Below are 1,957 nucleotides of genomic sequence, written 5' to 3' on the forward strand. Positions count from 1 at the left end.
GGATGCGGCATCGCAGCCAACACAAGACATCCGATGGGCGTAGCTGTCAAGCAGCGATGGTGGCTTCGACCGAGATCGGGAAGGCTGGCTGGCTCCTCGGTGTCCGCCGGCACGGCGGCCCCCGGCGAGACCTCGCCGGTCCGGTCCGCCAGCCCCCCGGCGCGGGCCAGGGTGGCCTCGTCGAGCGGCAACTGCTCGTCCGCCCGGGCGCCCGACTCCTCGGGCGTCGGCTCCCCCTCGGCGTCCTCCCCCTCGGCGTCCTCGCCGGCGGGCTGCGCGGACACCTCGGCCGACGGCTCGGCGCCCTCGACGTCCGCCTGCGGCTCGGCCACCGCGTGCGGCTCGACGGCGGCCTCGGCCGGCGCCTCGGTCGCGGACTCCTCCAGCGGGATCTCGGCCGGCGGCGAGGTGGCCTTCCGGCGACGGGTCCGGGTCACCTTGACCGGCGGGACGACCTCCGCACCGGCCGCCTCCGCGTCGGTGGCGGCCAGGGGCTCCGCCTCCGCCTTCGCGGGGGTCGCCTTGCGGCGTCGCCGGGTGGTCTTCGGGGCGACCTCCAACTCACCCGCGACCGGAGCGAACACCTCGGCCTGGGGCGACTCGGCGCTGGGGGCGCCGGCACCGGCGGCGGCGTCGACCGGCGCCTCAGTCTGCTCCGGCTGGTTGAGCGGGGCCGTCTTGCGCCGGCTGGTCCGCTTGCGGGCCGGCTTCGTGGCCTCGGGAGTGCTCTCGGTGCTGCTGGTGGCGGTTGCCTCGGCCGGTTCCGCGCCGGTCCGTTCGCCGCCCTCGGGCTCGTTCTCGAGCATGGACGTTCTCCAGTTCTGGCTGCCCCGGGCGCGGGTGAGCGCTGCCACGCAGGGTCGCCGCAAAAGGTGTTTCCGCCGGACGCGCAGGCGCGCGACCGCCGAAGTCTGCCTGCCAGAACGCTGACCGACGGTCAGCGTTCTCCGATGGCTGCCCCGTCGCGATCCGCATCCAACGGATCGACGATCTCGCCCTGCGCGGTCAGCGTGCCCTGCGCCAGCCGGATCACCCTCGGGGCGACCGGCGGCTCCAGGGCGGCCACCACGCGGAGGCCGGAAAGGACGTCATCGGGCCGTACGGACGGGGTGACCTGCCGCACGACCACTTCGAGTATCGCACACGGTACGGCCACCACCCCGGAAGGCGTCTCCAACTCCGGCAACACATCGATGCTCATGACGGCGGCCCGGGCGTCGAAGGTCCGGCGGCCCTGCTTGGTCATCCGCTCGACCGGGACCTCCCCGGCGGCCCGGAACGCGGCCACCGCCTGCTCGGCCAGGGCTGGGTCGACCTCCGGCAGTTCGATCCGCCACCGGGACGCCTCGATCCGGTCGGCGAGGCTGCCGCCGGTGGCCTCCACCGCCTCGATCACGTCGAGCCCGGGTGAGAGGGCGGCGTCCAGGGCCTGGCGCAGCTGCTCCGGGTCGACCGGCTCGCGCAGCCCGATCTCCAGGTATTCCGCCTCGCTGGCGACGCCGGTCGGCGCGGCGGAGGCGTACGAGATCTTGGGGTGCGGGGTGAAGCCCTGGGAGAAGGCGATCGGTACGCCGGCCCGGCGCAGCGCGCGCTCGAAGGCCCGGGCGAAGTCCCGGTGCGAGGTGAACCGCAACGGTCCACGCTTGGCGTACCGGATCCGGACCCGCTGGACGACCGGCGCCTGGCCGCCCTCGGGTTGAGGCTTTCTGGCGATCGTGAGCTCCTCGGGTGCTACCTGCGTGTCCGCCCCATCCTGGCGCAGCGTCCCGGATGGGGTTCAGCCGGGGCCGCCGTGGCGGGTGGGTGAACCGGGCTAAACCGGTCGGCGGGGCCGTTCGCACCACCCCGGCGACGGCGGTGGCCGGCCGGGTGACCCGCAGGTCACCACCCCGGCCACGACGATCAGGACCGGTTTCCGCCCGGCGGCGGGCCCGGCGGCCCGCCCGGCGGCGGGGCG

1 protein-coding gene and 1 pseudogene are annotated in these 1,957 nt (G+C 75.2%); both read right to left on the minus strand.

The window, feature by feature from the left end; translation table 11 throughout:
• Positions 1 to 806 (minus strand): annotated as a pseudogene (locus ACWEVO_RS35795) (ribonuclease E/G); the annotation flags it as partial.
• A gap of 131 nt (positions 807 to 937) precedes the next feature.
• Complete coding sequence (locus ACWEVO_RS35800; protein WP_452311827.1) at positions 938 to 1,657, minus strand: TIGR03936 family radical SAM-associated protein; 720 nt, start codon at positions 1,655 to 1,657, stop codon at positions 938 to 940.
• Between the last annotated feature and the right edge of the window lie 300 nt (positions 1,658 to 1,957).

This window comes from Micromonospora sp. NPDC003776, assembly GCF_053605645.1.